Genomic DNA, 5,915 nt, shown 5'->3' on the forward strand with positions numbered 1-5,915 from the left:
TTTTCTGAAGTTTGTGGTAAGTATTTCTTTTGCCTCTTCCTCTTTACCTTCTTGTACTCTCTGTAAAATAAAATTTAAAAACATTTCTTGACCTTGCTTGTCCATTCCAATTGCCTCCTAAAGAAGTCAGATCATAACACCATTTAGTGTCATTTGTTATTGTAACACTAAATGGTGTTATGTTTAATTTATCTTCCATATTTTTTTCGATAAGAACAAATTAGCTTGAAAATATAGTTTTGCTGGAGTTTAACCATGAATAAATATAATGAATTAAACGGAAATATTATAGTTTGTGGATGAAGGGTGGAATCTAAATGGTTTCATCCATTTTTTTTAGCATGATGAAAGATGGTGCTTAAGGCAGGTTTGAGTAAGTAGGAATTTTCAACTTTTAATTGAATATACCTAGGGAAAAACGATAAATGGAGGGTTTATATGGCACACGTTTCAATCTATACTGTCGGTAGGCTGAATTATCCCTATGACCACCCTGAATCCCGTGCATTTTTTGAAATGGGATATAAAGTAATGCGTCAGGCATCTGTATCAGGACAACTTATAGAGGAGTTTTCATCAGATGGAGTGCTTATCCCTAATGAAGCAAAAGGGAAAGGTTACCCGGTTCTGACTCTAACGGTATGGAAAAGCCTTGAATCATTATATCGTTTCACCTATTCAGGGAAACATAGCCAAGCGTTGCGAAATAGAAGCAGATGGGTGGAGCCTTATCAGGAGAAACACCTTTCATATGTAGTGTGGTGGACTGAGAGTGTGAAGGATGTTTCTTGGGAGGAGGCATTCAAGAGATATAACTATTATATTCAACATGGATCCACTCCGTTTGCATTTGATTTTAAGCGTGTATTTGATGAAAATGGGGAGACGTTCTTGATTCAGTAGTCGAGTATAGAATGGTTAAGAAAAACTAGGGGGCTATCAATGGAAAATGTAATAAATGGTATCAATTATTGGATTGGCTGTTTATCGGGTGAGTTCAACCTAATGACAAAAAAAGAAATTTCAAATCGGCCACTACCGCACAAATGGTCCAAAAAAGAGATACTAGGACATCTATGTGACTCTGCAATAAATAATATAGATAGGTTTATAAAGATACAGTACGAGGAACAACCATATGTTATCCAAACATATAGTCAAGACCAATGGGTATTACTTCAGAATTATCAAGATAGACCACTTGATGAGATCCTAGACCTTTTTACAGCATTAAATAAGCAGATCTTAAATATTATATCGAATATTCCGAAAGAAAGATTAATTAATCTTTGTGACATAGGATATAATAAACAAAAAACTTTAGAGTGGCTCATAAAAGATTATCTTAAACATATGGAACATCATATTAATAACCAAATCCTTATAAAAAATAATCCCTAATAAATAGTCATGCTATTAAACTATTTTTCTCCGATTCTATGCTTAGATTAGATAATTTTATATTCTTCAACTTCTTAACGAGGGCATCTATCTCCAATTCAAAAGTGGATAGGTGCTCTTTGTATTGGAAAATTTTGATAATATACACTCCAAGACTTAAAATACAATTCTGATCAACCGTCTTTTCAAACGAATTTCGATTTGCAGCATCTTTGAGCTGAATAGCCTATGTTGACTTCCAAAAATTCCTGTTCGTTAACAATTTAGAAATTTATGGATATTTTTTGTATATTACACTTTACTTCATGTAAAGTTTACGTTACATTATGTATAACATACTTTACCAAATGTAAAACAGAAATACACGGGGGGAAACCATGACCTATCAAGAAAAGAAAAGCATCGTATCGTTGATCAGTGCCATCCTCATTTTCGGAATTTATTGCTTTTACAAGTACCCACTGCATCCCAACGGTGGGCTGAAGTCACTAGAAACCTTTCGCTATTGGGGTTCATTCGTTCTCACTCTTCTATTGTTTTCCATAGTCGCACACATCATTATTAGCATTGTTTTTAACATCGTCTTTAGAATAACGACTGGGGAAAAGGAACCCGCATTTGCGGATGAATTGGATAAGTTAATTGACTTGAAAGCGAATCGAAATTCTTATTTTGTGTTTATCATCGGCTTTCTTCTTGCAATGGGATCGCTGGTCATCTTTCAGCCTTCACAGGCTATGTTCATCATCCTGATTATTTCGGGATTCATTTCTGATGTGACCGGATCCGTTACAAAACTTTATCACTATCGGAAAGGAGTCTAATTATGGGCAAAAATCTTGTCGGCAATCATATTAGAAGATTACGATTCGAGCTTAACGAAATGACACAGCAGCAATTGGCTGACAAGGTAGGCGTAACCAGACAAACCATCGTGGCACTCGAAAAGGGAAACTACTCCCCATCTCTAGAACTTGCTTTTCGCATTGCTCTTGCTTTTAACTTACCATTAGAAGAGGTATTCTTCTATGGAGACAATCAAAAACTATAAGGATGATGTTTGTTTTTGCTTAACTATCTTTGAATTTATTAAAAAAGGGGATAAGAAAATGAATTCAAACAAAAAAGCAGCAAAAATTGTAGGGGTACTGTTTATTCTTGCGGCCGTTACGGCAGTAGCAGGTCTTATTTTATACAATCCTATCCTAAAAGGTCCAGATTACCTGATTAAAGGTTCCGAACATGCGAACCAAGTAATCCTGGGAGCTATTATGGAGTTAATTCTTGTCATTTCAGCAGTGGGTACCGCAACCACTATGTTTCCAATTTTAAGAAAGTACAATGAAACGATTGCGCTATGGCACGTATGTTTCAGGTTTCTTGAAGCCATTATCATTACGGTTGGTGTCATCAGTGTCCTTTCCTTATTAACCTTAAGCCGGGAATTCGCCACAGCGGGGGCACCGGATACGGCCTCTTTTCAAACTTCAGGTATTTTATTAAAAGCCATTCATGACTGGACATTTTTGCTTGGTCCTAATTTCATGCTGGGGATCAGTACGATGATGTACAGTTATATATTTTATAAATCTAAGCTCCTGCCAAGGTTTATCCCGATCTTGGGAATGACAGGGGCAACTCTTGTATTTTGTGCCGCCTTGTTAGAAATGTTCGGTGTTATTCAACAAGTTTCTGTTTGGGGAGCCATTTTGTCGCTGCCAGTAGCGGCTAATGAAATGGTATTAGCAATTTGGCTCATTGTAAAAGGATTCAATGAATCTGCACTAGCTTCTTTGTCTGAAAAAAGGATGAGCGGAGACATGATCACACACCAAAGGAATATGGATTTTTAAAATCAATTCGGTGAATTAGAGTTATAATAGGATTGTCTAAGTGAGTTACTCGGAGGGGATTTATTTGCCAGTCATTCCAGCACAGCAGCGCGATAAAGTGAGTTCGTATCAAAGTCTCAGGTCCTTATACGAGCAAAATATCACCGTAAACAGTATTGCAGAATCAATGGATACTTGTCATCTTCATGATGATGCTAACCAGATCAAAACCATGATGGAAACGAAGGACTATGATGTTCTCGGTGTGGAAGATAACGGAATTGTCATGGGTTATGTGGTAAGAGATGAATTAAAGGAAGGGATCTGTAAAGACTATTACCGGAGCTTTAATCCGATTGAACTTGTCTCCGAATCAACGTCTTTGTTACAAACACTCTTTATTTTTCAAGAGATAGACCGAATTTTTATCCTGGAAGGAAACAGGATCACAAAAGTGGTTACCCTAGCCGATCTCCAGAAGCCGCCGATTCGAATGTTATTTTTTGGATTGATTTCCCTAATAGAAATGCATCTATACCGAATTATCAATGATTATTTTCCTGGTGATACCTGGAAAAAACATTTAAATCCAAAGCGGATTCAATTTGCGGAGGATCTATATTCTCTTCGGAAATCAAAGAATGAAGCGATTCAATTAAGTGATTGCTTGCAGATTTGTGATAAAAGAGACATTGTCCTAAATGAATCTCCTTTAAGAGAAAAGTTGGGGATTGAAACTAAAACAAAAGGGAAGGAGTTCTTTAAAAGATTAGAAGAACTTCGGAATAATTTGGCTCATTCTCAAGATATAAATACAGAAAACTCGTGGAATGAAACGTTCTCATTAATCGAAACGATGGAAAAATTATTAGCGGAATGTGAAAAGATACAATAAAAAATAGTAGAAAAGGAGTTGGTGCTGTTCCTAAGCACCAGCTTTTTTTACATAGAGGTAATCATTACCAGTATTTATTGGTAAAAAAAAGAAGGCAATTCACCTTCCATTTTCTTTTTTCATTCAGTTTTATGTTCGCTGAATTGTCGAGAGTGAGAAGTTTTTCACCATTTTTTGTAGGTTCCGATGGCCTTCTCTTAATTTTATCGTTTCTTCAATGATTTTTTGGAATCCTTCCAAATCTCGATCAGATGCATTTAATAAAGACTTCGGTAGACCTTCGACGAGTTGTTGTAGGGTTAGTTCATTCATGGATCATACCACCTTTCAACTTATTCGTGAGATATCTGTTCTCCGTTTTCTTTAATATTTTGTAAAGAGCCCCATTTTTCCTGCCATCATGGTAAGAAACTTTTCTACAGTAATCTCCATATTTTATAAGGAATAGTAAAATTCTTTCTTTTTCTTACAAATTAAGACGGTAATTCATTAGCTGCTCTGATCCATTGTAGAAAAATATCTAAAATCAATCGAAAATTCCGACCTGTCCCTTTTTGTTATTTAACTATATATAGAAGATAAATTCACATAAAAAGTGAGAAAAGGAGGGGAACAAATGTACGTAAAAAGACTCTGTTTTAATAAATTCAGAGTTGTTAAACTATTATTATCATCACGGGTCGACTTCAATGAAATCAGTCAGGAGGGATAAAATGGAAAGAAAAGTACGTTTGTTTCCGTACCATTTGCTTGCAAAGGTTGAAGAAGTAACGGAGGTGCCCAAAGGAGTTGAAATGATTCAGGCCCCAAAAGTCTGGGAAAAAACGAAGGGAGAGGGCATGACCATTGCTATCCTCGATACCGGCTGTGATCTGTCACATCCCGACTTGAAGGAACGGGTTATTGGCGGCCGGAATTTCACCAAAGATGATCAAGGTAATCAAGAGGTTTATCGAGATTACAATGGACATGGCACTCATGTGGCCGGTACGATGGCTGCGATGCAAAATCAACAAGGGGTTGTCGGGGTCGCTCCCAAAGCGAATCTATTAATTATCAAAGTCCTCGATAAAAATGGTTCTGGTCAATATGAATGGATCATCAATGGAATTAACTATGCGATTGAACAAAAGGTTGACATTATTTCCATGAGCCTTGGCGGACCTGAAGATGTCCCAGAGTTACACAAGGCCATTCAGAAGGCAGTCGAACAAAATATACTTGTGGTGTGTGCTGCTGGTAATGAAGGGGATGGCCGGGACACCACTAATGAATTTGATTATCCTGGCTCTTATAATGAAGTAATCAGTGTCGGAGCCATCGGCCTGGACCGAAATATCTCTGATTTTACAAATTCGAATAATGAAGTAGATCTTGTTGCTCCTGGTGAAGCGATCCTCTCAACTTATTTAAATGGAAAATATGCAACGCTTAGTGGAACGTCAATGGCGACTCCACATGTGTCTGGGGCATTAGCCCTTATTAAAGTCCTTGCGAACCAATCATTCGAGAGGGAGCTAACCGTGCCTGAACTCTATGCGCAATTAATAAAGCGAACGGTGCCCCTCGGCCATTCTCCAAAATTAGAAGGGAATGGACTGGTGTATCTGACAGCAATGGATTATTTAACTAAAGTATTCAATACAGATTTAAAAGCAGGAGTGTTAAAAATTTAACCCGAGTTAAAAACACAGTATCATAGTAGATCTACTATAATAAATGCTTAGAGCATAAAAGCCTCTAAGCATTTTTCTATTTATCGTTTATATAAGTAGATTAGGCAGCTA

The 5,915-nt window shown here is 36.9% G+C and carries 8 protein-coding genes; 7 read left to right on the forward strand and 1 reads right to left on the reverse strand.

Translation table 11 applies throughout. From position 1 onward, the window contains the following. Positions 1-438: 438 nt before the first annotated feature. The 6 genes from V7266_RS26840 (at position 439) to V7266_RS26870 (ending at position 4,128) form a co-directional block, all read left to right on the forward strand. On the forward strand, positions 439-903 hold the full coding sequence (locus tag V7266_RS26840) for a DUF3291 domain-containing protein (RefSeq protein WP_335472276.1): 465 nt from the start codon (positions 439-441) through the stop codon (positions 901-903). Positions 904-942: 39 nt separating this feature from the next. Next, positions 943-1,401: a DinB family protein gene (locus tag V7266_RS26845; protein WP_335472277.1), complete on the forward strand. Its 459-nt coding sequence runs from the start codon at positions 943-945 to the stop codon at positions 1,399-1,401. 377 nt (positions 1,402-1,778) lie between these two features. Further along, positions 1,779-2,225, forward strand: coding sequence for a hypothetical protein (locus V7266_RS26855; protein WP_335472278.1), 447 nt, complete (start codon positions 1,779-1,781; stop codon positions 2,223-2,225). A 2-nt stretch (positions 2,226-2,227) separates the two neighbouring features. Continuing rightward, positions 2,228-2,452 carry a helix-turn-helix transcriptional regulator gene (locus V7266_RS26860; protein ID WP_335472279.1) on the forward strand — a complete coding sequence of 75 codons (225 nt, stop codon included), beginning with the start codon at positions 2,228-2,230 and terminating at the stop codon, positions 2,450-2,452. A 58-nt stretch (positions 2,453-2,510) separates the two neighbouring features. Then, entirely contained in the window at positions 2,511-3,254 is a 744-nt protein-coding gene (locus tag V7266_RS26865) for a DUF4386 domain-containing protein (RefSeq protein WP_335472280.1), read from the forward strand. A 64-nt stretch (positions 3,255-3,318) separates the two neighbouring features. Continuing rightward, positions 3,319-4,128 (forward strand): hypothetical protein, encoded by an 810-nt coding sequence (locus V7266_RS26870; protein WP_335472281.1) that lies wholly within the window; start codon positions 3,319-3,321, stop codon positions 4,126-4,128. A 129-nt stretch (positions 4,129-4,257) separates the two neighbouring features. On the opposite strand, the gene V7266_RS26875 is transcribed toward V7266_RS26870, so the two are convergent. Then, the gene (locus V7266_RS26875; protein WP_098527274.1) at positions 4,258-4,440 is read right to left on the reverse strand and encodes a hypothetical protein; all 183 of its coding nucleotides are present in this window, start codon (positions 4,438-4,440) and stop codon (positions 4,258-4,260) included. A gap of 401 nt (positions 4,441-4,841) precedes the next feature. Between V7266_RS26875 and V7266_RS26880 the strand changes: the two genes are divergently transcribed. After that, entirely contained in the window at positions 4,842-5,804 is a 963-nt protein-coding gene (locus tag V7266_RS26880; RefSeq protein ID WP_335472282.1) for a S8 family peptidase, read from the forward strand. Positions 5,805-5,915: the final 111 nt, after the last annotated feature.

Origin of the sequence: Neobacillus drentensis (genome assembly GCF_036965645.1) — a bacterium.
GTDB classification, from domain to species: Bacteria; Bacillota; Bacilli; order Bacillales; family Cytobacillaceae; genus Neobacillus; species Neobacillus drentensis_D.

Bases quoted from the DNA above. Each gene is read 5' to 3' on its own strand.
- V7266_RS26855 (WP_335472278.1), top strand. From the start codon at position 1,779: ATGACCTATCAAGAAAAGAAAAGCATCGTATCGTTGATCAGTGCCATC.
- V7266_RS26880 (WP_335472282.1), top strand. From the start codon at position 4,842: ATGGAAAGAAAAGTACGTTTGTTTCCGTACCATTTGCTTGCAAAGGTT.
- V7266_RS26875 (WP_098527274.1), bottom strand. From the start codon at position 4,440: ATGAATGAACTAACCCTACAACAACTCGTCGAAGGTCTACCGAAGTCT.
- V7266_RS26845 (WP_335472277.1), top strand. From the start codon at position 943: ATGGAAAATGTAATAAATGGTATCAATTATTGGATTGGCTGTTTATCG.
- V7266_RS26865 (WP_335472280.1), top strand. From the start codon at position 2,511: ATGAATTCAAACAAAAAAGCAGCAAAAATTGTAGGGGTACTGTTTATT.
- V7266_RS26860 (WP_335472279.1), top strand. From the start codon at position 2,228: ATGGGCAAAAATCTTGTCGGCAATCATATTAGAAGATTACGATTCGAG.
- V7266_RS26840 (WP_335472276.1), top strand. From the start codon at position 439: ATGGCACACGTTTCAATCTATACTGTCGGTAGGCTGAATTATCCCTAT.